This window comes from Serpens gallinarum (assembly GCF_014836765.1).
In the GTDB taxonomy this organism is placed as follows: domain Bacteria; phylum Pseudomonadota; class Gammaproteobacteria; order Pseudomonadales; family Pseudomonadaceae; genus Serpens; species Serpens gallinarum.
In genome coordinates this window covers 43,928-68,815 of sequence record NZ_JACSQG010000005.1, presented here as the reverse complement: position 1 = coordinate 68,815, position 24,888 = coordinate 43,928, and the positions used below count along the sequence as shown (strand labels likewise).

General features: G+C 59.1%; 23 protein-coding genes. 15 read left to right on the top strand and 8 right to left on the bottom strand.

The window, feature by feature from the left end; genetic code table 11:
- The first annotated feature begins 58 nt into the window (after positions 1–58).
- The 5 genes from fdnG (at position 59) to moaA (ending at position 6,630) form a co-directional block, all read left to right on the top strand.
- A complete protein-coding gene (gene fdnG, locus H9642_RS11010) occupies positions 59–3,109 on the top strand; it encodes a formate dehydrogenase-N subunit alpha (protein WP_251836496.1) in 3,051 nt (1,016 codons plus the stop codon).
- Positions 3,110–3,127: 18 nt separating this feature from the next.
- The gene (gene fdxH, locus H9642_RS11005) at positions 3,128–4,042 is read left to right on the top strand and encodes a formate dehydrogenase subunit beta (protein ID WP_273536091.1); all 915 of its coding nucleotides are present in this window, start codon (positions 3,128–3,130) and stop codon (positions 4,040–4,042) included.
- Positions 4,039–4,668, top strand: coding sequence for a formate dehydrogenase subunit gamma (locus H9642_RS11000; protein ID WP_251836494.1), 630 nt, complete (start codon positions 4,039–4,041; stop codon positions 4,666–4,668). The genes fdxH and H9642_RS11000 overlap by 4 nt, the downstream gene beginning before the upstream one ends.
- Complete coding sequence (gene fdhE / locus H9642_RS10995) at positions 4,665–5,558, top strand: formate dehydrogenase accessory protein FdhE (protein WP_251836493.1); 894 nt, start codon at positions 4,665–4,667, stop codon at positions 5,556–5,558. The genes H9642_RS11000 and fdhE overlap by 4 nt, the downstream gene beginning before the upstream one ends.
- A 79-nt stretch (positions 5,559–5,637) precedes the next feature.
- Positions 5,638–6,630 (top strand): GTP 3',8-cyclase MoaA, encoded by a 993-nt coding sequence (gene moaA, locus H9642_RS10990; protein WP_251836492.1) that lies wholly within the window; start codon positions 5,638–5,640, stop codon positions 6,628–6,630.
- Positions 6,631–6,686: 56 nt separating this feature from the next.
- Here moaA and hmpA read toward each other — a convergent pair whose 3' ends face one another.
- Both hmpA and H9642_RS10980 read right to left on the bottom strand, forming a co-directional pair.
- Complete coding sequence (gene hmpA, locus H9642_RS10985; protein ID WP_251836491.1) at positions 6,687–7,901, bottom strand: NO-inducible flavohemoprotein; 1,215 nt, start codon at positions 7,899–7,901, stop codon at positions 6,687–6,689.
- Between the two features lie 161 nt (positions 7,902–8,062).
- On the bottom strand, positions 8,063–8,539 hold the full coding sequence (locus H9642_RS10980; protein ID WP_251836490.1) for a phosphate-starvation-inducible protein PsiE: 477 nt from the start codon (positions 8,537–8,539) through the stop codon (positions 8,063–8,065).
- A gap of 285 nt (positions 8,540–8,824) precedes the next feature.
- Between H9642_RS10980 and H9642_RS10975 the strand changes: the two genes are divergently transcribed.
- The gene (locus tag H9642_RS10975; RefSeq protein WP_251836489.1) at positions 8,825–9,082 is read left to right on the top strand and encodes a YebG family protein; all 258 of its coding nucleotides are present in this window, start codon (positions 8,825–8,827) and stop codon (positions 9,080–9,082) included.
- A 145-nt stretch (positions 9,083–9,227) separates the two neighbouring features.
- Here the strand turns inward: H9642_RS10975 and H9642_RS10970 are convergent, their stop codons facing one another.
- The 4 genes from H9642_RS10970 to H9642_RS10955 form a co-directional block, all read right to left on the bottom strand.
- Entirely contained in the window at positions 9,228–10,328 is a 1,101-nt protein-coding gene (locus H9642_RS10970; RefSeq protein ID WP_251836488.1) for a dihydrolipoamide acetyltransferase family protein, read from the bottom strand.
- Positions 10,329–10,383: 55 nt separating this feature from the next.
- Positions 10,384–11,370 (bottom strand): alpha-ketoacid dehydrogenase subunit beta, encoded by a 987-nt coding sequence (locus tag H9642_RS10965; RefSeq protein WP_251836487.1) that lies wholly within the window; start codon positions 11,368–11,370, stop codon positions 10,384–10,386.
- Positions 11,363–12,460 carry a pyruvate dehydrogenase (acetyl-transferring) E1 component subunit alpha gene (pdhA, locus tag H9642_RS10960; RefSeq protein ID WP_251836486.1) on the bottom strand — a complete coding sequence of 366 codons (1,098 nt, stop codon included), beginning with the start codon at positions 12,458–12,460 and terminating at the stop codon, positions 11,363–11,365. Before pdhA ends, H9642_RS10965 begins: the two co-directional genes overlap by 8 nt.
- 76 nt (positions 12,461–12,536) lie before the next feature.
- Complete coding sequence (locus H9642_RS10955; RefSeq protein WP_251836485.1) at positions 12,537–13,556, bottom strand: Leu/Phe/Val dehydrogenase; 1,020 nt, start codon at positions 13,554–13,556, stop codon at positions 12,537–12,539.
- A gap of 100 nt (positions 13,557–13,656) precedes the next feature.
- On the opposite strand from H9642_RS10955, the gene H9642_RS10950 reads away from it, so the two are divergent.
- Together H9642_RS10950 and H9642_RS10945 are read left to right on the top strand one after the other, a co-directional pair.
- Positions 13,657–14,460, top strand: coding sequence for a SirB1 family protein (locus H9642_RS10950; protein WP_251836484.1), 804 nt, complete (start codon positions 13,657–13,659; stop codon positions 14,458–14,460).
- 132 nt (positions 14,461–14,592) lie between these two features.
- The gene (locus H9642_RS10945) at positions 14,593–15,057 is read left to right on the top strand and encodes a multidrug transporter (RefSeq protein ID WP_251836483.1); all 465 of its coding nucleotides are present in this window, start codon (positions 14,593–14,595) and stop codon (positions 15,055–15,057) included.
- On the opposite strand, the gene thiO is transcribed toward H9642_RS10945, so the two are convergent.
- On the bottom strand, positions 15,054–16,166 hold the full coding sequence (gene thiO / locus H9642_RS10940) for a glycine oxidase ThiO (protein WP_251836482.1): 1,113 nt from the start codon (positions 16,164–16,166) through the stop codon (positions 15,054–15,056). The genes H9642_RS10945 and thiO overlap by 4 nt on opposite strands.
- Before the next feature lie 121 nt (positions 16,167–16,287).
- Between thiO and H9642_RS10935 the strand changes: the two genes are divergently transcribed.
- From H9642_RS10935 to H9642_RS10905, 7 genes are all read left to right on the top strand, one after another.
- Complete coding sequence (locus H9642_RS10935) at positions 16,288–16,788, top strand: GspH/FimT family pseudopilin (RefSeq protein WP_251836481.1); 501 nt, start codon at positions 16,288–16,290, stop codon at positions 16,786–16,788.
- Between the two features lie 232 nt (positions 16,789–17,020).
- Positions 17,021–17,497 (top strand): GspH/FimT family pseudopilin, encoded by a 477-nt coding sequence (locus H9642_RS10930; RefSeq protein ID WP_251836480.1) that lies wholly within the window; start codon positions 17,021–17,023, stop codon positions 17,495–17,497.
- A gap of 8 nt (positions 17,498–17,505) precedes the next feature.
- Positions 17,506–18,075, top strand: coding sequence for a type IV pilus modification protein PilV (pilV, locus tag H9642_RS10925; protein WP_251836479.1), 570 nt, complete (start codon positions 17,506–17,508; stop codon positions 18,073–18,075).
- A complete protein-coding gene (locus tag H9642_RS10920; protein ID WP_251836478.1) occupies positions 18,072–18,923 on the top strand; it encodes a PilW family protein in 852 nt (283 codons plus the stop codon). The genes pilV and H9642_RS10920 overlap by 4 nt, the downstream gene beginning before the upstream one ends.
- Positions 18,920–19,600 (top strand): PilX N-terminal domain-containing pilus assembly protein, encoded by a 681-nt coding sequence (locus H9642_RS10915; protein WP_251836477.1) that lies wholly within the window; start codon positions 18,920–18,922, stop codon positions 19,598–19,600. Before H9642_RS10920 ends, H9642_RS10915 begins: the two co-directional genes overlap by 4 nt.
- 11 nt (positions 19,601–19,611) lie before the next feature.
- A complete protein-coding gene (locus H9642_RS10910) occupies positions 19,612–23,364 on the top strand; it encodes a pilus assembly protein (protein WP_251836476.1) in 3,753 nt (1,250 codons plus the stop codon).
- Between the two features lies 1 nt (position 23,365).
- A complete protein-coding gene (locus H9642_RS10905; protein WP_251836475.1) occupies positions 23,366–23,794 on the top strand; it encodes a type IV pilin protein in 429 nt (142 codons plus the stop codon).
- Positions 23,795–23,860: 66 nt separating this feature from the next.
- On the opposite strand, the gene ispH is transcribed toward H9642_RS10905, so the two are convergent.
- Entirely contained in the window at positions 23,861–24,805 is a 945-nt protein-coding gene (gene ispH / locus H9642_RS10900) for a 4-hydroxy-3-methylbut-2-enyl diphosphate reductase (RefSeq protein ID WP_251836474.1), read from the bottom strand.
- Positions 24,806–24,888: the final 83 nt, after the last annotated feature.

Sequence of the window (24,888 nt, the reverse complement as noted above, 5' to 3'; positions counted from 1 at the left end):
AACGCCGGCGTTACGTTCACCCAAGCGCCAGACCCGGCGCCTGACGAGGAGATCACCCATGGAACTCGGCAGAAGGCAGTTCTTCAAGCTTTGTACTGTCGGAGTCGCCACCGCGACCGCCACCACCCTCGGCTTCGCCCCCAGCGTCGCCCAGGCTACCCAGCCGCGTCAGTACAAGCTGCTGCGTGCCAAGGAAACCCGCAATAACTGCACCTACTGCTCGGTGGGCTGCGGGATCCTGATGTACAGCCTGGGCGACGGCGCCAAGAACGCCAAGGAGAGCATTTTCCACATTGAGGGCGATCCGGATCACCCGGTCAGCCGTGGCTCGCTGTGCCCGAAGGGTGCCGGTCTGATCGACTACATCCACAGCGACCAACGCCTGAAGTATCCCGAAGTGCGCGAAGCGGGCAGCAATGAATGGAAGCGCATTTCCTGGGACGAGGCGCTCGAGCGCATCGCCCGCCTTATGAAAGATGACCGCGACGCTAACTTCATCGAGAAGAACGACAAGGGCCAGGTGGTCAACCGCTGGACCACCACCGGCTTCCTCGGCTCGTCGGCGGCCAGCAACGAGACCGGCATCCTGGACGTCAAGTTCGCCCGCAGCCTGGGCATGGTGCACCTGGAGAACCAGGCGCGCCTCTGCCACGGTCCGTCGGTGGCCGGTCTGGCGCCGTCGTTCGGGCGTGGCGCGATGACCAACAACTGGGTCGACATCAAGAACGCCAACGTCATCCTGGTCATGGGCGGCAACCCGGCCGAGGCCCACCCGGTGGGTTTCAAGTGGGCCGTGGAAGCCAAGACCCGCAACAACGCCTACATGATGGTAGTGGACCCGCGCTTCAACCGCACCGCCGCGGTCGCCGACTTCTATTCGCCGATCCGCGCCGGCGCCGACTCGGCCTTCCTGCTCGGTGTCGCCCACTACCTGCTGAGCAATGACAAGATCCAGCATGCGTACGTCAAGGCCTACACCAACGCGCCGTTGATTGTGCGCGAGGACTACGGCTTCGAGGACGGGCTGTTCAGCGGCTACGACGCCGAGACGCGCAGCTACGATCGCTCTTCCTGGGCCTATGAACTGGGCGCCGACGGCTACGCCCTGCGCGACGACACGCTGCAGCATCCGCGCTGTGTCTTCAACCTGCTCAAGAAGCACGTCGAGCGCTACACGCCCGAGATGGTCAGCAGCATCTGCGGCACGCCCAAGGAAGATTTCCTCCACGTCTGCGAAAAGCTGGCCGCCACCAGCGTCCCGGACAAGACGACGACCATCCTCTACGCGCTGGGCTGGACCCAGCACGTCGGCGGCTCGCAGATGATCCGTGCCTCGGCCATCGTGCAACTGCTGCTGGGCAACATCGGCATGCCCGGCGGCGGCATCAACGCCCTGCGCGGTCATTCCAACGTCCAGGGCTTCACCGACCTCGGCGTGTTGACCACGATGCTGCCCGGCTACCTGACGCTGCCCCATGAGAATCAGCAAAGCCTGCGCGATTACCTGGAACAGCGCACCCCGAAGACCCTGGTGGACAAGCAGGTGAACTTCTGGAAGAACACGCCCAAGTTCATGGTCAGCTTCCTCAAGGGCATGTGGGGTGTGAACGCCACCGCCGAGAACCAATGGGGTTACCACTGGCTGCCGAAGTGGGATCGCAGCTATGACGTGATGGCCTTCGTCGAGCAGATGACCAAGGGCAAGGCCAACGGCTATATCGTCCAGGGCTTCAACCTGATCGCCGCCGCCGCCTCCTCGGGCAAGGTGCGTGAAGGCCTGGCCAAGCTGAAATATCTGGTGGTGATCGATCCGCTGCAGACCGAAACCTCGTCGTTCTGGCAGAACCATGGCGAATTCAACGACACGAATCCGGCCGAGATTCAGACCACCGTGTTCCGCCTGCCCTCGTCCTGCTTCGCCGAGGAGAATGGCTCGATCGCCAACTCCGGCCGCTGGCTGCAATGGCATTGGGCGGGCCAGACGCCCCCCCACGAATCCTGGCACGACGGCAAAACTCTCGGCACGCTGCTGATGAAGTTGCGTGAACTCTATGCCCGGGAAGGCGGGGTCTGTCCCGAGCCGCTGATGAACGTTGACTGGAACTACCGCGATCCGAAGGACCCGCAACCGGAAGAAGTCGCCAAGCAGCTCAACGGCTATGCGCTGGCGGACCTGCTGGACGACAAGGGCAACCTGATCGCCAGAAAGGGCGAACTGCTGTCCAGCTTCGCCCACATGCGCGACGATGGCTCGACCAGCGGCCTGTGCTGGATCTTCACCGGTCAGTGGACGGAAGCCGGCAACATGATGGCCCGCCGCGACAACACCGACACCGGCCTGGGCAACACCCCGGGCTGGGGCTTCGCTTGGCCGGCCAACCGCCGCCTGCTCTACAACCGCGCCTCGGCCGATCCGTCCGGCAAACCCTGGGATCCGAAGCGCAAATTCCTGCACTGGGACGGCGCCCAGTGGGTCGGCGCCGATGTGCCCGACTACCCGCTGACGTCGGCGCCGAACAGCGGCGTCAGTCCGTTCATCATGCTTCAGGACGGCGTCGGCCACCTGTTCTCCCTTGGTGCGATGACCGACGGTCCGTTCCCCGAGCACTACGAACCGCAGGAGAGTCCGATCGAGGCCAACCCGCTGCACAGCGGCAGCGGCAAGAGCCCGGTGGCGCGCATCTTCGAGGACGACAAACCGAGCTTCGGTTCCCGCGAAGAGTTCCCCTTCGTGGCGACCACCTACTCGATCACCGAAATGTTCCGCCACTGGACCAAGCACTCGCACCTGAACGCCGTGGTCCAGCCCGAGCAGTTTGTCGAGATCAGCGAGAAGCTGGCCGCCGCCAAGGGCATCAAGGGCGGCGACGTGGTCAAGGTATCGAGCAAACGCGGCTTCATCCGCGGCAAGGCAGTGGTCACCAAGCGGGTAATGACGCTGCAGGTGGCCGGTCAGGAGGTGGAACAGGTCGGTATTCCCTGCCACTGGGGCTTCGAGGGAAGCACCCGCAAGGGCTTCCTGGCCAACACCCTGAGTCCGCGTATCGGCGATGCCAACACTCATACCCCCGAATACAAGGCCTTCCTCGTCAACGTGGAAAAGGTGTAACGGAGCCCGCTCATGTCCATGCAATCTCAAGACATCATCAAACGCTCCGCCACCAGCGGGCTGACGCCCACGCCCAGCGCGCGTGACAAGAAAGCCGAAGTGGCCAAGCTGATCGACGTGACCACCTGCATCGGCTGCAAGGCCTGCCAGGTGGCCTGCTCGGAGTGGAACGACATCCGCGACGAGGTCGGCCACAACGTCGGCATGTACGACAACCCGATCGACCTGACCGCCGACTCCTGGACCGTTATGCGCTTCGACGAGTACCAGAACGACGAGACCGGTCGCCTGGAGTGGCTGATTCGCAAGGACGGCTGCATGCATTGCGCCGATCCGGGCTGCCTGACCGCTTGCCCGCAGCCGGGCGCCATCGTGCAGTACGCCAACGGCATCGTCGACTTCCAGTCCGAGCACTGCATCGGCTGCGGCTACTGCATCGCCGGCTGCCCGTTCGACGTGCCGCGCATCAGCCAGAAGGACAACAAGGCCTACAAGTGCACCCTGTGCTCGGACCGCGTCGCGGTCGGCCAGGAGCCGGCCTGCGTGAAGACTTGCCCGACCGGGGCGATCCGCTTCGGCAGCAAGGACGACATGCTGCATTACGGCGCGGAACGCGTTGAGGAACTCAAGGGCCGCGGCTTCGCAGGCGCAGGGATCTATGACCCGCAAGGCGTGGGCGGCACCCATGTGATGTATGTGTTGCAGCACGCCGACAAACCTCAGCTGTACCGCAAGCTGCCGACCGATCCGCGCATCAGCACGGCGATTCGTGGCTGGAAGGGCTGGATGAAACCGGTGGCCGCAGCGGCCTTCTTCGCCACCCTGGCTGGCACCCTGTTCCACTACGTGGGCGTGGGACCGCAGACCGTGGATGAAGACAATCACGCAGACACTGACGGAAATGCCGGCAACGTAGAGGAGAACCAGGCATGAGCACGCGCAACACTGTCCAGCGTACCCCCTATGCGGTGCGCATTTGTCACTGGCTGATGGTCATCTGTTTCTTCCTGGTGGCGATGTCCGGGCTGTCCTGGTTCTTCCCCTCGTTGAACTGGCTGAACAACCTCCTCGGCGGCCCACAACTGGCACGGATTCTTCATCCCTTCCTGGGCGTGGCGATCTTCGTGTTCCTGGCGTTCATGTGCATTCGCCTGGCCAGGTACAACCTGCCGGAAGCCAGCGACAAGGCGTGGTTCGCCAACGTCGGTTCGGTGATGAAGGGTGAACACAACGATGCGATCGACACCGGCAAGTACAACGCCGGCCAGAAAGTGCTGTTCTGGAGCATTATGGGGTTGATCAGCGTACTGCTGCTCAGCGGCGTGATCATCTGGCGCCCTTACTTCGCCCCGCTGTTCGGTATTCCCATCATCCGCATCGGCCTGCTTCTGCATGCGCTGGCCGGCGTGCTGCTGATGTTGCTGATCATCGGTCACATTTACCTGGCCTTCTGGGTCAAGGGTACGATCAGCAGCATGAGCACCGGCCGCGTCTCGCGTGCCTGGGCACGCAGCCATCATCCGCGTTGGTATCGCTCGATTCAACAGGACGCCCCATGAGCAGCATCAAGCTCACCGCGTTAGAGCCCAGCGGCGGCGTCGAGCATGTCGACCCGCTGCTGTTGCCCACCCTGGCGCAGCACTATTCACGGCGCGCCGAACGGCTGCGCCAACTGGCGGATGGCCATCCGATGGCCGATTACCTGCGCTTTGCCGCCAGCGTCGCCGACGCGCAGCAGCTGGCCCTGGATCAGCTGCCGCTGCCCGCCACGGCCAATGCCCAGCTGGATCTGGTGTCCGGCGAGGCGCCGTTGCATTACGCCAGCCTGCCGCGCGATACGTACTGGCGCGCGGTGCTGGGTCACCTCATCAAGCACCTGCAGCCAGAGGCTTCGGCCCAGGTGCGCGGGGTACTCGTCGAACTGCGCGACTGCACCATGGAACAATTGGAAGCCTGGGCCGACGCCCTACTGGCCGGCGACTTCGCCAGCGTCGGCAGCGCACGCGCACTGTTTCTATGGAGCGCCTTGTCGCTGTACTGGACCCAGTTGGCTGCCAACCTCGCGCTGCGCGCCACTGCCGAACTGGGTGAGAAGCGTCAGCTCTGCCCGGTGTGCGCCAGCACGCCGAGCACCAGTGTGATCCTCGGCAATGGCCTGCGTTATCTGCACTGCGGCCTGTGCGAAAGCCGTTGGCACATGGTGCGACTCAAATGCAGCAATTGCGAGGAAACGGGCAAGCTCGACTATTGGTCGCTAGAGAGCAAGGATGCGGCCCTTAAAGCGGAAAGTTGCGGGGATTGCGACAGCTACCTCAAAATCGTCCACTTCAGTCGCGACCGTGATCTGGACGTCTTCGCCGACGACTTGGCCACGCTGGCGCTGGACGCGGAAATGGAGCGCGAGGGTTTTGCCCGCAGCGGGCTGAATCCTTTTCTGTTTCCCGGCTAACCTTGTCAGCAGGAGCGACTGTGAAAAGTCGCTCCTTGGCCAAGACGACCTCCGTCAACGTTTTAATTGTGAGACTGCCATGACCAGCGCCCTGCACGACGGCTTCGGTCGCACCATCGATTACCTGCGTCTGTCGGTGACCGACCGCTGTGACTTTCGCTGTGTGTACTGCATGGCCGAGGACATGACCTTCTTGCCGCGCCAGCAGGTTCTCAGTCTCGAAGAGCTGTACCGCCTGGCCCAGCTTTTCGTCGGCCAAGGTGTGAAAAAAATCCGCATCACCGGTGGTGAGCCTCTGGTGCGCAAGGGCATCGTCGAACTTTGCAAGCACATTGCCACCCTGCCAGGGCTGCGCGAACTGGTCATGACCAGCAACGGCTCGCAGTTGCCCAAGCTGGCACGACCGCTGGCCGAAGCCGGGGTCAAACGCATCAATATCAGTCTGGACACGCTCGATCCAACACGCTTCCACGCGATTACCCGCACCGGCCAGTTGGCTCAGGTGTTGAACGGTATCGAAGCAGCGCGCGAGGCAGGCTTTCAGCGCATCAAACTGAACACGGTTGTGATGAAAGGCCGCAACGCCGATGAAGTGCTCGATTTGGTCGACTTCGCCGTGACACGCAGGCTGGACATTACCTTCATCGAGGAGATGCCACTGGGCGACGTCGGTCGCGACCGTGGCGAAAGCTACTGCTCCAGCGATGAAGTGCGCGCGCAGATCGCCACTCGCTACCGCCTGCTCGATTCCACTGAACAAAGCGGTGGTCCCGCCCGCTACGTGCGCCTCGAGGATCATCCCGACAGTCGCATCGGCTTCATCTCCCCCCACAGCCACAATTTCTGCGCCACCTGCAACCGCGTGCGACTGACCGTTGAGGGACGCCTACTGCTGTGCCTGGGCCATGAACACTCACTGGACCTGCGTGACCTGGTACGGCGTCATCCCACTGATGACCAGCCGATCCTCGCCGCTCTCGACCAGGCTCTGTTGCGCAAACCGCAGCACCATGACTTCAGTGTCGGCGGCGACATACAGGTGCTGCGCTTCATGAATGCCAGCGGCGGGTAGCGCAGCCTCAGGGCGGTACCGCACAACACCCTCTGGTAACCGCAAGCTCACACGCGCTACTCCGCAAACAGATCCGGCCCGAATACTTCATAGTGGATTCGCGATTCGGGAATGCCCAGATTCTGCAACGCATCGTGCTGCATGCGCATAAAGGGAATCGGCCCACAAATATAATAATCGGCGTCGGGTAGCAGAAGCTTGTCCTTGATCAGTTTAACGTCGACCAACCCAGGATAATCATAATCATCGCCCGCTATGTCCTCGGGCAACGGCTCGTTGTAGAACACAAACAGTGAGAGGTTGGGATGCTCCCGGGCCGCCATGCGCAGCCGGTTGCGCATGGCCTGCACTGTGCTGTTGCGGGCGCCGTGCACGAACACCACCTGCCGCTGTCCACCCTGCAGGGCTTGCTTGAGCATGCTGATCATAGGTGTCAGTCCGACGCCTCCACTGATCAGCACAATAGGCGTGGCGGCCTGCACGTCGATATGGAAATTACCATAGGGCGCCGCCAACTGAACCTCGTCGCCCACGTTGATATGTTCATGCAGCAGGCAGGACACATAACCAGCACGCTGCGTATCGAGGCCGCTTTCGCGCTTCACGGAAATGCGATAACTGCGCCCATTGGGCATGTCAGACAGGCTGTATTGACGGATTTGCTGCAGGTCAAGTTGAGGGACGTGCAGAGCCAGACTGGTGTATTGACCAGGGGCGAAATCCATCACCGGTCCACCATCGGCCGGCTCAAGCACGAACGAGGTGATGATGTCGCTTTCCGGGTTTTTCTCACGCACCACGAAGGTGCGCCAGCCTGTCCAGCCGCCCGGTTTTGCTTCAGATTGCTCGCGCAGGCGGTCCTCCATGCCGATAAGAATCTCCGCCAGGCTGTTATAGGCTTGCGCCCAGGCATCGATGATCGCGGGGCTGGCTTCTTCGCCCAAAATATCCTTGAGCGCGCCGAGCAGATGCTCACCGACTATCGGATACTGATCGGGCTTTACACCCAGGCTGGCATGTTTATGGGCGATGTTTTCCAGTACCGCCGCCAGGCTTTCGGGATTTTCAATATTCGCTGCATAGGCATACACAGCCCGCGCCAGGGCCTCTTGCTGCTGCCCTCTGTCCTGATGGGCCATGTTGAAGACGTTCTTCAGTTCGGGATGAGCCTCGAACAGGCGCTGATAAAAGCGTCGGACAATGGTGTAGCCATGCTCGGCCAATACGGGAGCGGTGGATTTGACGATATCTTTGGTCTGTTGACTCAGCATGAAGGCTCTCCTTGAGAAGCTGCACGCCCAACGTGCTTCGCTCTTCTAAGGAAAGTGCGGATAGGCAGTTTTGACCAAGATGATCCGACAGGGGGACGAAGATCGCCCACGAATACTGCGGTTTCAACGATGCGGCAACCCGGTTGCCCGCCTATTAAAATCTAGGGCTTCTCATTGAAGGTATCGCCAACCTCTTCGCCATTGGCGTCGAGAACCTTGGTTGACGGAAATTTATTCGAGGCAATTCGCACAGCCAGAACCGAAAGCGACAGGAGAAAAATGCCGCCACACAAGTACAGCAGGCCAATATCTGGAACTCGATGATGAGACACATCACCAATCAAATACCGCGTCAACGCGGTAATGGCTATATAAAGCAAAAAGCGTATCGGCAAGTGGTTGGTTTTGAAATAGATGCCCACCATGGCGCCTAATTCAAGGTAGATAAAAAGCAGCAAGATATCATCAATGCTGGCATGTCCCTTATTAACCATGCCCATGAATGCAACGACTGACGCCCAAACGGTCGCCGCGCCAATCACAAACAAACCGAGATAATGGAAGCTTTCAACGACCAGATTCCCCAGTGAATTTGCCAGGTCATGCATGCGTTTACGGCTGAACTCTGCCCACTTCATTACTTACTTCTACCTTAATAATTTCGGCTACGTTTGTTGCCGGGCATGCCTTTGTAGGCTTGCTTACCCAGCGATTCATCAGCCCAGGCACGGGGTTGCAGCCCCAACCAGGCCGCTTGGGTCACAGGCGTTCAAATAAAGCACGCCGCGTGCCTGCCCGGGTGAGAAGACGCTGCTACCGATTGACGCAGCGGCTGATCTTCCAAAGCTGGCCACTCGCCCCTATACTGTACAAACAAACAGTATCCAATCAACTTGAACAGAATGAAGGCAACGGGGTGATGAATGGCCGTCGAAGTGGTATACCGCAGCAGTCGCGATCTGGAGCGCTTGTTCATGGATAAGGCCGAAGCTGATCGTTACGACAAGATGCTCGAACTGGCCGAGGCGCTTTCCGAAGCGCTGCATAAGGCCGTGCCCTCCATCAGCGAGGAACAACTGGAAGAAATTGGCATCTTCATGGCCAAGAATCGTGACCTGTTCGCCAAGGCCTTCAGGGGCCCGGTGGATGTGCTCAGTGAGCTGAACTTCGACAAGGGCTAGCCCACCCCCGCTACGCATACGGAGCGATGCCGCCTCGGTGGGGCGGCATCGTTCGTTGCGGGCCGTCGGGCGGGGCCGACTACTCCGGCACACGACCTTGCGACAGGTGAGGCGCCACCCTACTCTACTTGGCGTTTTCTCTGCGTCAGGCTTCCAGCGTCTCTACCAGCGCTTTCAGAAACCGCGCCGCCTCGCCTCCGGTTACCACACGATGATCGAAGGTCAGCGATAACGGCAGGATCGGGTGGATCTCCACCCTGCCCTCCACCGCCACCGGTTGCTGGCGAATCCCGCCGGCCCCCAGAATCGCCACTTGCGGCGGTACCACTATCGGATTGGCATAGCGGCCGAACAAGGTGCCGAAATTCGACAATGTGAAGGTGGCGCCCATCATTTCCTGGGGCGGAATCGAGCGTGCCTGCACATCGGCGCGCAGTCGCGCCATGCCCGCTTTCAGATCTTCCGCTTCGCGCGCACCGACGTTGCGCAGCACTGGCACAAACAAGCCGTCCGGCGTATCGACGGCAATCCCCAAGTCGAGCGTGTCGTTGTGCTTCAAGGTCAGGCTTTGCCCGTCGAACCAGGCATTGAGTCCCGGCTCTACGGTAATTGCTCTGGCAATCGCCTGGCTCAGGCGAATCAAGGGATCGCGCGCTTCGGGCCAGCGATGCAGGTCGGCATCGCCATAGATCGTTACCGGCACCACTTCGGCATGAGCACGGGCCATGTTCAGCGCCATGCTGCGCCGTACCCCGCGCAGCTTCTCGCCGCCGAAGCCGGCAGGCGCGCTGCTGGCAGCGGCCTGTACATCGGCGCGGGTAATCAATCCGTCCGGCCCGCTGCCTTTTACCTCATCCAGGTTGATGCGCAGCTGCCGGGCCAGTTGCCGTACCGCCGGTGTGGCGCGCGGCGCCAAATGCTCACGGGTCGACGGCGCGGCACCGACAAAAAAACTGTCCGCCTGCGCCGCGTTACCGCCTTCCAGGCGCCCGACCACAGTCCCGGCATCGTCCTCGCCTTCGTAGGCCAGCAACGGCTCGCCGACATGCAGGATATCGCCAGCGGCGCCGAAGGTTTTCACCACCACGCCGTCATAGGGCGCAGGAATATCGACGATGGCCTTGGCGGTTTCCACCGAAACCAGCAACTGATCGGCCTTGACCGTATCGCCAGTTTTGACATGCCACTCGACAATTTCCGCTTCCTGCAAGCCTTCGCCGAGATCAGGCAGTTTGAAGTGCTTCATTGTTGTTCTCCGTTGCACAAGAACGGCCTTGCTCCAGGCCATCCACAGGATCTGTTCAAGCGTATTCCAGCACTGTCTCGCAGGCCGCCAGGATGTCCTCGACGCCGGGGATATACAGCTGCTCCAGTCGGTACAACGGTGGCGGGATGTCCGGGGCCGTGACGCGCTGGATCGGCGCCTGCAGATCCAACCAGGCACGCTCATACAGGCTAGCGGCGATTTCCGCGCCCACTGCGCAACTTTTCGGCGCTTCATGGATGATCACGCAGCGCCCCGTCTTGCGCACTGATGCTTCCAGGGTGTCCAGATCCAGCGGCTTGACGCAGGCCACATCGATTACCTCCGCCTCAACCCCACGTTCGGCCAGCCGCGTGGCGGCCTGCAGGGTCTCGTGCACGCTGGCGCCCCAGCTGATCAGCGTTAAGTCATGGCCTTCGCGCAAGGTGAAACAGCTGTCCAGCGGTAGGCGCCGGCCATCGTCGGGCAATGCCTGCGGGTTCATTCGATACAACCGCGTGGGCTCGAGGAAAATCACCGGATCAGGGTCGTCGATAGCCGCTAACAACAGGCCATACGCCCGCGCCGGCGAGGACGGAATGACCACACGTACACCGGGAATCTGCGCGAACATCGCCTCGGTGCTTTCGCTGTGATGCTCCGGTGCCCGAATCCCCGCACCCATGGGCGTACGCAGCACCATGGGGCAGCTCAGCCGGCCACGGGTGCGGTTACGCAGCCGCGCGGCATGGGACACCAAGTGATCCATGGCCGCATAGATAAAGCCCATGAACTGGATTTCCACCACCGGCTTGAGACCCTGGGCCGCCATCCCGACCGCCAGGCCGCCCAGTGCGGTTTCCGCCAGCGGTGTGTCGATCACCCGCTTCAGGCCGAATTGTTCGCGCAACCCCAAGGTCGCGCGAAACACCCCGCCGTTGACACCGACATCCTCGCCGAGCACCACGACGTTGTCGTCTTCCTGCATGGCCCGGTGCAGAGCCAGATTGACCGCCTCGACCAGGCTGAGTTTTTTCTCATTCATGGCCCTGCCCTCCGGTTGCCTGGCGTCGTGCGACGCGCTCGCGCAGCATCTCGCGCTGCTCGGCCAGCACAGCCGGCCAACGCGCGTAGAGATAGTCGAGAATCGCCTCGGGCGCTTGCTCGCCGGCTTTCTCGAAACGCTCCACCGCTTGCTGCACCTGGGCCTGGCAGGTGGCGATCAGGTCTTGCTCGCGGGCCTCGTCCCAATTGCCGCGCGCGGCGAGAAAGGCCTGCAGGCGCTTGACCGGCTCGCGCTGCCAGGCCTGCTTGACCTCTTCGGCTGGCCGGTAGCGGGTCGCGTCATCGGCAGTGGTGTGATCGCCGAGACGATAGCTGAGGCATTCCACCAGCGTCGGTCCCTTGCCTTGACGGGCACGATCCAGGGCCGCCTGCAAGCGCGCATGCACGGCCAGAATGTCATTGCCGTCGACCTGTTCGCCGGTGAAACCGGCGCCGATGGCTTTTTGCGCCAGGGTTGGCGCGCCGCACTGGATGCTGCGCGGCACCGAAATCGCCCATTGGTTGTTATTGACGACGAACACCACGGGCAACTGCCAGGCGCCGGCAACGTTGAGTGCTTCGAGGAAATCCCCCTTGCTGGTGGCGCCATCGCCGCAGGTGGTCACCGCCACCCGCGCCTGGCCGCGCATCTTGAACGCGCTGGCCACGCCACAGGCATGCAGCGCCTGGGTAGCAATGGGTACGCACAGCGGAAAATCCTCCTTGGCGGCCGGATCGACGAAGTCGCTGCCGCGTTCGTCGCCGCCCCAATACAGCAGGATTTCCTCCATGCGTACCCCGCGCATCAGCTGCACGGCGGTGTCGCGGTAATAGGGCACCAGGATGTCTTCGGCGTGCATCAGGGCTCCGAGGGCCACACCAATGGCTTCCTGGCCGAGGGTCGGCGCGTAGGTGCCGATGCGCCCGGTGCGCTGCAGGGCCACGGCTTTCTGATCGAAAAGGCGGGTCAACACCATTTGCCGGTAAAGCCGCTCCAGCAACTCGGCGTCTTCGGCACAGGCCGGAAGCTCCGCACAAGGATGACCGTCTGGGTCAAGATAACGGGTGTACGCAATAGCGGGGTCGTGCATGCCAATCTCCAGAGCACCTTGTGGGTGCGTTTGCGGGTGCGGCTTGTGGCCGCGGGCCCAGTGGAAAAAGCTTGTATCAACCGTAGAGCAAATGTTCGGCCAGTGCATCGGCCACTCGTGCCGGCGAGCGCTTGTCGGCCTGAGCATGAGCATAGATCTCGGTCAGGCGTACGCCGATCCGCGAGAGGTGCGCCGTGATCGCCGGCAACGTCTCGCCGCGATGTTGCAATGCAACATAGATCAGCCCGCCCGAGTTGATCACATAATCCGGCGCATAGAGAATGCCGCGCGCCTCCAGCTCGTCGGCGACATGCGCTTGTGCCAGCTGGTTGTTAGCCGCGCCGGCCACTGCAGCGCAGCGCAGGCGCGCGACGCTCTGGCTGTCCAACACCCCGCCCAACCCGCAGGGCGCGAGGATGTCGCAGGGAGTGCTGAGCAACGCATCACTGGCCACCGGATGGGCACCGAATTGCTCCACCGCCAGCTGCACGCGACCACTGTCCAGATCGCTGACCAGTACTTCGGCGCCCGCGGCCGCCAATTGCTCTGCCAATGCGTACCCGACATGACCGAGCCCCTGCACCGCCACGCGCAGGCTTTCCAGATCGTCGCTGCCCAGACGGGCCAGCGCAGTGGCGCGAATACCATTGAATACGCCCATCGCGGTGTGTGGCGAGGGATCACCGCCCGCGCTGGTGCTGGTCACATGTTGGGTGTGCTGGGCGACGCAGTCCATGTCGGCGCTCGACGTACCGCTGTCCACCGCGGTGATGTAACGGCCAGCCAACGACTCGATCATGCGCCCGAAAGCCTCGAACAGCGCCGCGCGGTTGGCGATATGTCCCGGCCGGATGATCACCGCCTTGCCACCGCCCTGGGGCAAGCCGGCCAGGGCGGCCTTGTAGCTCATGCCCTGAGCCAGGCGAATCGCATCGAGAATGGCACTTTCAGGGTCCGCATACGGTAAAAAACGGCAACCGCCCAATGCCGCACCGAGTGTGGTGTTGTGAATGGCGATGATTGCTTGCAGCCCGGTGGGCGGGTCCTGGGCCAGGTGTAAAGCTTCGAGCCGGGCGGCTTCCATTGCGGCGAACATGACATGATCTCCGTCTCTACATTTCTCGCAGTATAGGCTCGCGACTGGACGAAACTCCGCCTGCCGACTACAAGAAAAAGGTCACCAGGAGGCACGACGAATGGATCTTCGCGAAGCCTGCCTCGCCTGCCTGCGGCGAGGCCCCACAGCCATGTTCGAGGCCGCGCTTTGGATTGCCGCCGAACATGATCCGCTCTTGCGTCCCCGCCAGGTTCTGGCCGAACTGGAGCACCTGCGTCATCGCGTGGCCGTCAATCTACCCAGCCTTCCGCCTCGTGAGCTGGCCCAGCCGTTGCTGCGCCAGCTGTGTGCGCTGGACTTCCAGGAAGATGAAGACATTCCGCTCTCGCCCCACGCGGCGCTTATCCATCAGGTCCTGCGCCGCCGACGCGGCCAGCCACTGAGCCTGGCCTTGCTCGCCCTGGAAATCGCCCGCCGCCTGGACATTCCACTGCACGGCGTCAACTTTCCGGGACGCGTTCTACTGCGCGTACCCGGCGCCGATCACCTGCTCGACCCCTGTACGGGTCGACGCCTGTATGCCGGCGATTGCCGAGAGCTGTTGCGCCGCCAGTTTGGCAAGGTCATCTCCTTGCACGCCGACCATCTGCGCCCCTGCGATGCCCACACGCTGCTGCAACGTTTGTCGCGCAACCTGCGCGAATTGCATTTGCTGAACAATGCCCCGCTGGCCGCGCTCAAGGATGCCGAGCGCGTGCTGCTGCTCGGCCCACCCAGCCTCGCCGATCACTTGGCGCGCGCCGACATCTATCAACTGCTCGATTGTCCCGAGGGTGCGCGCTACGACCTGCAACGTGCTCTGTTGCTGTGCGATGACCCAGGCGAACACTTGCGGTTGAATATGCGCCTGCGCCAGATAAAGAGCGTTTCGGCGGTGCACTGAACGCCCGAGTTGGGCTTGGCCCTGAGTCCACCCGCTACGGCACACCCTCTTCGCCTGCGCTAAGATGGCTGTCCGATTCGTTCAGGCGCGGCCGGCCATGTCCCCATTCATGTTCATTGCGAGGTCGCAGCCATGGTGATTGGCGTGCTGCTCGCCATCACCTGGCTGGTCCTGCTGGTTCGCTATCCGGCCCGGGCATTGCCGGTCTCTGCAGTTGCCTTGCTGGGTCTCGGCCTGGTGGCGGCCTGGGTGCTGTGGCAGGAACACCGCGGGGAACAACGTCTAGCGCACCTTGAGCTGCGCCTCGAATACGCTCCCGGCCATTGCCCAAGCCATCGACCGTTGCATCTGGTGCTCACCAATGGCAGCGACAGGCCGCTGCAATCCCTGCGCTGGCAAATTGCAGCCTATCGTCCGGACAGTGATTTGAACCTTGCACAAAACCGTGGCGAAACACCGCGCTATCACGCCGCCGACCACTTGCAGCCTGGCGCCAGCTGGGAAGACTGCCTGCCCGTGCCACCGCTGCGCCCGGGTTATCGCCCCGAAAGTCTGGATTTTCAGGCGCAACGCTTACGCGGCCAGTTCGCCGACTAAGGCCGACCAAGACCAATACCGCGCGCCATTGGCGCATAAGGCCGCGGATCGACGATCGGCTCACGGCCCAGCATCAAATCGGCCAGCAAGCGACAGGACGCCGGCGCCAGCACCAGGCCGTTGCGAAAATGTCCGCAGTTCAGCCACAACCCTGGATGGCTCTCCAGCTCACCGATATAGGGAATGCCATCCGGCGACCCCGGCCTAAGCCCTGCCCAATGGCCTACCACTTCGGCCTTAGCCAGCGCCGGCAGTAATTCGGCAGCTGAAGCTCTAAGGCTGGCCAGCGCTTCCTCGGTGGTGGACTTATCGAAGCCCGTGTATTCCAGCGTGCTGCCCACCAATACATGTCCGTCGCGGCGCGGGATCGCATAGCGCCCCTTGGCCAGCACCATGCTCGGCAAAAAATCCGCGGCACATTTGAAGAGAATCATCTGCCCGCGCACCGGCTCAACCGGCAGTTCCAGGCCGAGCGTTCTCAACAGCTCGCCGCTCCAGGCGCCGGCAGCTACAATTACCCGCTCGGCATGCAGTTCACCTTGGGCGGTCTGTACGCCAACAACGCGCTGGTTATCGAGAACAAAGCCCTGCACGGGATAATGTTCTTGAATTTCTACGTTGGGCATCTGCTGCAGAGCGGCGCGCAGCGACTTCATCAGGCGCGGGTTACGCACATTGGCCACCTCAGCCATGTACAGCGCACGCTGGTAACCATCCGCCAACGCCGGCACTGCCGCTTGCACGTCTTTCACCGGCACCCGCACCAACGGGCGTCTGTGATGCTCGGCCCACACCAACGCCTCGGCCTCATCGTCCAGGTCCAACCAATACAGCCCGGTGACCTGCACTTCAGGATCCAGCCCGGTTTTGGCCAGCAACTGCTCGCCCAGTTGGGGATAGAAGTCCTGCGACCAATGCGCCAAAGCTGACACCGCTTCACCGTAGCGCCAGGGATATAACGGCGAAACGATCCCCCCACCGGCCCAAGACGCCTCCCGGCCAAGGGCCTGACGTTCCAGCAATCTCACATTCCCTCCCGCCAGCGCCAGCTGGTAGGCGGAAAACAAGCCGATGATGCCGCCACCGATGATTAGTGTTCGCTGTGCCACAGTTCGCTCCTCTACGGGATGGATTACCACGCGATTGCTTGACACCCAAAGGGTCTGGACTAAGAAGGATGGGCGATCAGGAGGATCGCGATGATACGCGGACTGGTAAAAGGACTTGAACATGAACTTGCATCCACAGCGGGCGTTTACGCTCGTGGAGTTGATGATCACGCTGGCCCTGCTAGCCATTCTCGCCAGCGTTGCCGTTCCGGCTTTCGCAGAGCTTATTGCGCGCAATCGGCAGTTGGCGTTGCAGCACGAAGTACTCAACGCCTTGAATTTCGCGCGCGCCTATGCTGCACGGAATAACACACGAGTTAATTTCTGCGCCTCGTCAAATGGAACTACCTGCCAAAACGATTGGAGCACGGGGTGGATTATTCGCCTTGAAGCCGACGGCCGTCTGCTCCGGCAGGGCCAACCAGGCCAGGGAAATTTTCTGGCCTGGGAGGGCGGTATAGCACGCAGCATCACATTCCACGGCAATGGCACCAGCAATAACGGCAGTTTCTATCAATGCCACGCACAACAAATGACGTGGTTAATCTTGATAAGCCGACAAGGCCGCGCACGCATCGGCAATACCAGCGACCAGCAGACCAGAAGCCATTACTGCAGTTGAGAGCTCAGCAAAGCTGCAGTGCAGAATTATGGTCTATGTGCGCCTTACGCTGATTAGCATTGACGTTGCGTCACCCCCGCCGCTTATCTTTGAGCAGCAGAGCGGAAGCCGTTCACAACTTTTAAATTCCATCGACCGTACATCCTCCGTTTGACTCCGACTATCCCAACGCACAGGACATACTCGCCCTGCATTTCGCATGATCACTGCATAAACATCCTGGAGCTCAAACATGTCACGCCGTAAAGACATGCACGGATTCACGCTTATCGAGCTAATGATCATCCTCGCTCTACTGGCAATTCTTACCGGTTTGGCCGTACCAAGCTTTTCTGCACTGATTCGCAACAACCATTTGCAGGCCCAAGCAGGAGAGTTATTCAGCACTTTGCAATACGCCCGTGGCCAAGCCGTTGTCCAGCGCACTGCAGTGGAAGTTGAAGTTGATAATGCTGCCGCCTGGATCGTCAACATAGACGGACAACCCGCTCGACAGCTCAGCCATCAGCCTACCCAGGCTCAGATGCTCGCGAATACAGCCCTCATCGCTTTTCGCTCCAACGGTACCGCTACCCCAACACGCATTACCGTCTGCCAGGACGATGATCCTGCAACTGGCTTTTTAGTCGAACTCCAAGCCAGCGGCCTTGTCAGGCTTCACCCACGCGGCATGGATGACGGTAATAGCCTGGCCAGTTGTACACCTTGAGGACAAGCATGAAACAGTATCTGGGATTTAGTCTGATCGAGGTGCTTGTCACCTTATTACTGACCACCATCGGCATTCTCGGCATGGTAGCCATGCAGGGGCGCAGCATTCAGTACACACAGGACTCTGTACAGCGCAACGCCGCCATCATGCTCGCAGACGAGCTGGTTGGCATCATGCGCGCTAATGCCGGGGAGCTATATACCAAGATCCCACCTATTGAGCCTTTCTACAGCGGCCTCAAGAGCGATTCGCTGTTTTACAAAAAAGCCGGCAGCGCCTTTGCCACTGCCGTTGCTGACTGCGTGCGTTCAAGTGAAAGCATCCCTAAAACCGCGCAGGAAATGCGTGACTGCTGGGTTGCCGATGCCATAGCGACCCTGCCGGGCGAGGCTAATTTATTCAACAGCGACAGCTACATCTGCCGTAGCTCTTTGCCTGGCGAATGTGACGATAAGGGCACCATGGTGGAAATCCAGCTGGCATGGTCAGTCCAGGATAACGCCTGCCTGGATGACCATGACGATCGTGAACTTGACGCTACCACCTGCGTTTATCGCCTTCGGGTAGAACTATGAAACAGAAATCTGACCGTCAAAATGGGCTATCCATGGTGGAGCTGCTCGTCGCTCTCGCCATCAGTAGCTTTCTGCTCCTTGGGATTACCCAGATTTATCTGGATAACAAGCGCAATCATATTTTCCGGCAAAGCCAGGCCGGCAATATTGAGAACAGCCGCTTTGCAGCACTACTGCTGGATGAGTATCTCGGTAAAGCGGGCTATCGCCGGGCGGCCCATCAACTGCATGAAGAAGCATTTCCCGAAACAGCACAGGATGATCATTGCAAGGCATTCGCCAAAGGTAGTGCGCTGACTGCTACCCACGACAGTGATGGACTCTGTCTGCGCTATCAGCCCTTGGTTAGCGGCGAAGCAGACTGCCTAGGCAACTCCAGCAAACCGTTTGATGACAGCACACCTTTCACCTCAGCCGACCGTTTGATTGTGCTTGCATTGAAATACATCCCTGGTAGCGCAGATCAGCTTCATCAGGGTTCCTTGCGCTGTACAAGTCTTAACGGAACAGTGATCACCTCTGCAGAATTATTGTCGGGCATTGCCGATTTTCGTCTCGAGTTCGGGGTTGGTACCCCAGACTTGCTGGAAAAAGGACTCAACAACGGAAGTAACCGTTTTGTCAACGTATCCAGCTGGGCAGAAAGCACCCATGGCCCAATTCGGGCCGTGCGTTATTCGCTACTGCTATCCAGTCAGCAAAGGCAGCGTGAGGGAGATTCAACCATCCTCGACAACTGGCTGGCCAGTGCAAGCGATACCGCCAAGGCTCGGCTGAATGCGGGCGACCAGAATCGTCTTTATCAAGTTGCCCATAGCACTCAGCCCCTAAGGAATCTTATGCCATGAAACCTTTTCCTTACGCCCGCCAACAGGGGGCTGCCCTGCTCGTCGCCTTGGTCATGCTTTTGATCCTGACTGTACTGGCGGTCGGTAGCATGCGAGGAGTTGTGCTTGAATCTCATATCACCGGCAACCGAGCAGAACACCTGCGATTGCAAACCTCTGCCGAAGCCGCCCTGCGTGAACCCGAATTTCGTTTTTATGGCCCAGCCCATCTACGGGATAAGCTGGAACCCAACAGCATCAACTGTCAGAAAAACAATAGGCTTCAAGATAACGGCGCCAATAAGCCGTGCCTCCTGGATATTGCCACTGAAGACCAACGCGCCTTCATGCTCGCCCCCCTTGAGTTTCTTAACCTAGCCAGCATTCCTGACGAAGAAGGGACCGAGCCCACTTCCAATACGTCCGGGGCCGATACTGACAAGGCAGGAGAAACCGAATTCGTCGCCTGGATGCCTTACCGAGGCAAGGATAGCGTAAATGACACCAGCAGCGATTTCCCTGCCTACTGGAACAGCCTCCTAATCGCCGAGAACAAAGATGATTCAGCGCTGAATGCTGAATACGGTGCCGTCATGGAAGGACGAGGCACCTATTTCTACCTAGTCAATGGCCAGGCGGCCGATCGACTGGCGGTGCAATCCACCACAGCCAACATCTACCTCGGGCTGAATAATTGAGAACTGATTTTATGAGTCTGACACTCTTTAATCATCCGGTACGGATTCTAGCCGGCATGACTTTCGGGATTGCTTTGCTGCATGCAGCTACAACCCATGCTGCCGTCTCACAAAGCCCTCTAAGCTTAACGGTGGGCGTGCCGCCCAACATCATATTTACACTTGATGATTCTGGGAGTATGTCGTGGGGCTTTGTGCCAGACTCAATTGAAAGCCAGGTCATAAGCGGCTCTTCAACGCACACCATAACACGACTATACGCTGCCCCAGAGTTCAACTCTCTCTACTACAATCCAAAAATAAAATATATCGCCCCACCCACGTTTGACGGATATGGCGAGAAAATCACTCTAACAACAGATTTCACCAGCGCACCTATCAATGGTTTCCGTCCCAATGATGGCAAGCTCGACTTATCTAAAAACTATAAGCCCACGGGAAAAGAATATCGAATGCCCAAAGGGTCTCACCAACAGGCAAATAGCCCGCTCAAGGATTTCAGGGTAGAAGTTAAATTTTCAAGAAATGAAACAATAACAGCGAAAAGCGCTGCAAACATAGAGTTCCGCGTAACTCGAACTTCAGGGAGTAGATACAGCTGCGAGATCTTGAAGAGTGGCCCTGTTCTTGATACCCAAGGGTTCTCATGTTCTAAAAATGGAAATTCGGATACCTATACTGCCTCAACACCCGCCTACTACTACTTGTTTGATGAAACTCTGCCTAACTGCCAAAAAGGCAATGAAAACTGTTATACACTACGATTCGTTGAAGATCACGAAAAAGAAAATTTTGCAGTATGGTATTCATTTTATAGAACCCGAGCCTTGGCAACACTTTCAGCCACCAGCTTAGCCTTTGCCGATCTTTCTCCGGAAGTCAGACTCGGATGGCAAAACCTAGCGCAATGCACAAAACTTGATGGCAGCGACCAAACAAATTGCAAAGATAACAAGTTTCGCCAATACGACTCCTTGCACAAAGGGCAATTTTACAGCTGGCTCAAGGATGTCTACTTCAACAGTGGAACACCCTTGCCCGCCGCAATGATCAGAGCTGGTGAGTTCCTTAAGCAAGGAGTGGCCTGGCATAAATATCCGAACACCAGGGACCGTGCAAAAGAAAACTCAGCTGATAACACCTACGCCTGTCGCCCCAGTTATCAGATTATGATGACGGATGGCATGTGGAACGCCACCTCCAATAACCCGAGCAACTTCCGGCATGACAATGCCGACTTCACTCTGCCTGACAATACACGTTATACGAAACCCCAGCCTTATAAAGATGAGACACCCAGTACATTGGCAGACTTAGCGATGCATTACTGGGCAACAGATCTGAACACCAATCTTGAAAATAAACTTACCCCTTTTATGCCCTCTACTGCCGGGAGCGACACGGAAAACTATTGGAACCCTCGAAATGATCCAGCCACATGGCAACATATGAGTAATTTCATCATGGGGCTTGGCCTGACCAGCTCAATGAATGACTCTAAGTTACCTTGGGAAGGGAGCACCTTTTCAGGCAAAGGCTTTGATGCGCTCAATAATGGTACTGCGTGGCCAAAAGCCTCATCGGGTTCCAGTAATAACGTCTATGACCTCTGGCACGCCGCAATTAACTCCCGAGGCGAGTTTTTCAGCGTTGACAGCCCTGATGCCATGGTGCAGGCCTTTGAGGATATTCTGTCACGCATAGCCGAGCGTAAATCCACCGCTGCACGGCCCGCCATTAGCTCTGGCCTGGTCGTTGATGATTCGATTACCAGTGTGTCTTACCAGACCTCTTATGCCAGCGATGAGAATTGGAGTGGTGATCTCAAGCGCTTCTCGAAGAAGTTGGTGGAAGTCACCAGCCCAGATGGCACGACCCGTACCGTATTACAAAACACTGAGGACTGGAGCGCAAAGAGCCGACTTCCTGCTCCGGCTGATCGCACCATCAAGATAGCCAGCAGCACGGGCCTGGTGGACTTCATCTGGGATAATGCTGGAGATAAAAGCACAGCGAATAGTCTTGCTTACTGGCTAAGTGATAATCCCGAAACTGCAGGGTACGATGGCGATGACAGCGGTGCTCATCGGCTGGCCTATCTGCGGGGGGACCGCAGCAACGAAGGCGCTGGCATAACTCAGTTCCGGCCGCGCACTAGCGTATTAGGCGATTTGTATGCATCCAGCCCGGTCAGCGTTTCCGGTGCCCGCTATCTCGCAAGCTTTGCCAACCGCCTGGAAGGCCACGTCGGCACGGAGAATAATTCCTATAGTGCCTTTTTGGCCAGGTTGAACGGCACCGCAGAAAACACAGTCAAACGTCCTGGCCGCGTTTATGTGGGTGGAAATGACGGCATGTTACATGGGTTCGACAGCCAAACCGGCGTTGAGAAGTTTGCCTTTATCCCGACTGCGGTCTTTTCCAAACTTAATAAATTGACCGGAAAGAACTATAACCATGAGTTTTATGTCGACGGTTCGCCTGTGGTGGCAGATGTCTATGATGGCAACGACTGGCGGACAATTCTGGTCGGCACATTGCGCGCTGGCGGCAAGGCCTTGTTCGCTTTGGATATCACCACTCCTGGTAGTGAACAATTGTTGTGGGAGTTCGATGTTACCAACATTGAAGGTGAGGCGGTAAAGCCTGGTTATAGCTTTTCGCGCCCAACAATTGCTCGCCTGCATAATGGCCGCTGGGCCGTGGTGACGGGCAACGGGTACGACAATGGCGCAACCGATGGCAAGGCAGCGCTCTATGTGATCGATGCCATTAATGGCACGTTAACTAAAAGTCTAGAAGTCTCCGGTACCCAGGGCAGCGCCAACGGCCTGTCCAGCCCAACCTTGGCGGATTATGACGCCGACGGCGTGGCCGATTATGCCTATGCCGGGGACCTACAAGGAAACCTGTGGCGCTTTGATCTGCTCGGCTCGGTCAGCGAAGGCAATTTGTACGGAGCCAAAAATGGCTCCACTGAAAACTTCGCCGTCTCCTATGGTGGTTCACCTATGTTCCGAGCCAGACTGGGCACGGCGGCCGCCCCGGTCATTCAGCCCATCACAGCCGCGCCGACGTTAATTCGCCATCCCAGCATGAGAGGCTATCTGGTGCTGATCGGCACCGGTAAATTCTTCGAGGACACCGATAAAGAAGGTGAAAAAGGCCACGCGCAAAGCATCTATGGCATTTGGGACACTAAAACAAAGGCTGAAGCCACCGCCGCCAATATCATCACGCGAAGCCAACTCGCACAGCAAACCATCACGCAGGAAGTCACGGGGACTTACAGTGATGGCGGCACCAACCCTGCTCGGATTGTCAGTAATAACAATATCGTCTGGACCACTACTACCGATGGCGTCACCTCCATCAACACTTATGGCTGGTACCTTGACCTTAAGGCTGGTAATAAGCTTGAGGGTGAGATGCTGGTTGAAAAAATGACAACCCTCGGCCAGACAGTCTTTTTCCAGACCTTGGTACCCAACGACGACCCCTGCTCAGATGGCACCAGCAATTGGACCTATGCGATCAATCCCTATACCGGCGGCAAAACGCTCTTCCACGCCTTTGATCTCAAGCATATCGTCGACAACGTGGGGAATATTGTCACTGCCATCAAACAGGACGGCGAAGGGGGCATCACCCTCACCCAGACCCCGGATAACCGCTATGAAGCCTGCACCGGACTGCATTGCGAAACCATTTTTCCCGATCCTTCCAGCCTGGGACGCCAAACCTGGCGTGTAGTAGGAAACTGAGATGAAAAATAAGAACAACGGCTTTACCCTGATCGAAGTCATGATCGTCGTAGCCATCATCGGCATCTTGGCTGCCATCGCCTACCCCAGTTACGACGAGCATATAAAGCGCGGCAACCGCACCGAGGGGCAGGCCTTGCTTAGCGAAGCCGCTGCACGCCAAGAGCGATTTTTCGCCCAAAACAACCGCTACATCACCACGGCAGCGGATATTGGAAAGCTGCAATTGCCGAGAACGAGCGGTACGACCGTCACTTCGAGCACAGGCAAATACACACTCAATGTCGGGGCAGTCAACGGCGACGGCGGTTATACGCTGACCGCCACTCAGCAGTTCTCAGATACCGCCTGCGGCAACCTGACCCTGACAGCCTTGGGCACCAAAGGCCGCTCGGGGAGCGGCAAAGCCATTCAGGATTGTTGGCGTTGAACCACCCTTAAAAAAAGAAGCCCGGGTTAACCCGGGCTTCTTTTTTTCATAACAACAAAACGCTAATTACAAATTCTTCACCCGCAACTCCTTGGGCATCGAAAACGTAATGTTCTCCGGTCTGCCGGCCAGCTCTTCTGCGCCAGTGGCGCCCCAGGCATGCAGTTGCTCGATCACCCCGCGCACCAAGACCTCCGGGGCGGAGGCGCCAGCAGTGATGCCGACCTTGGTGACGTTGTCGAACCACTCTCGCTGGAGGTCTTCGGCGCCGTCGATCAGGTAAGCCGGGGTACCGATGCGTTCGGCCAGTTCGCGCAGGCGGTTGGAGTTGGAGCTGTTCGGGCTGCCGACCACCAGCACCAGGTCGCTTTCCACGGCCAGTTGCTTGACGGCGTCTTGGCGGTTCTGGGTGGCGTAGCAGATATCGTCCTTACGCGGCCCGCCGACGTTGGGGAAGCGTTGGCGCAGGGCGTCGATAACCTTGCTGGTGTCGTCCATCGACAACGTGGTCTGGGTCACGAAGGCCAATGAGTCAGGATTACGCACCTGCAACCTGGCCACGTCGTCCTCGTTTTCCACCAGATAAATGCTGCCGCCCTTGCTGTCGTCGTACTGGCCCATGGTGCCTTCGACTTCCGGGTGGCCGGCATGGCCGATCAGCACGCACTCACGGCCTTCACGGCTGTAGCGCACCACTTCCATGTGCACCTTGGTGACCAGCGGGCAGGTGGCGTCAAACACCTTCAGACCGCGCCGCTCGGCTTCCTGGCAGACCGCCTTGGACACGCCGTGGGCGCTGAAGATGACGATGAAGTCATCCGGCACCTGATCCAGCTCTTCGACAAACACCGCACCGCGGGCGCGCAAGTCCTCGACCACGAACTTGTTGTGCACGACTTCATGGCGCACATAAATGGGCGGACCGAATACTTCCAGAGCGCGGTTGACGATCTCGATGGCGCGATCGACGCCGGCGCAGAAGCCTCGGGGGTTGGCGAGTTTGATTTGCATGGGCTCTCTCGGCACGCGGTTTAACCAGAAGTGAAGTCTACTGCGGGACTGTCTATCCTGCGTGATGGGTATCGCTGCGCTCA